Origin of the sequence: Paenibacillus sp. MZ04-78.2 (assembly GCF_024213375.1) — a bacterium.
Lineage (GTDB): Bacteria > Bacillota > Bacilli > Paenibacillales > NBRC-103111 > Paenibacillus_G.
In genome coordinates, this window is sequence record NZ_JANAVJ010000145.1 from 1 (window position 1) to 455 (window position 455).

At 32.5% G+C, this 455-nt stretch carries 1 pseudogene; it reads left to right on the plus strand.

What is annotated here, in order from left to right:
* Window positions 1-309 (plus strand): annotated as a pseudogene (locus NLX71_RS26435) (hypothetical protein); the annotation flags it as partial.
* Window positions 310-455: the final 146 nt, after the last annotated feature.

Below are 455 nucleotides of genomic sequence, written 5' to 3' on the forward strand. Positions count from 1 at the left end.
TCTATCTGGCGTGGAAACGGAAAGTTAACGTATTTGGGTAGTTTAAATGAAATTAAAGACTCAAATTATTTTAAATACTCATTTTACGAAAAGCGTGGAGAGAAGAATAAGAAGCTTGTTTTAGAGGGGCTAAAAAAATCAAACAATGGAAATATTAATATACTTGAAAACCTTAAGGTTGGATCTATTGAGGGACCTGTTGAAGAAATGGATAAGAATCAAGGACCTGTAAGATATTATTTAGAAATTGAATGGGTCAACAATGAAGGGGTTAGTAAGAAAGAAGAAATTCCATTAGAATTAACATGAAATGCTTGGTTGACTGCAAAAAAAGAAGCCTGATAATCTGAATAGGCTTCTTTCTATTGATTCAAGATAAGTTAAGAGTAAACAATATTAAAGCAAACGCCTACAGGCTTAGATACGCTACCATAACCTTCCTTACTATCCCAAAA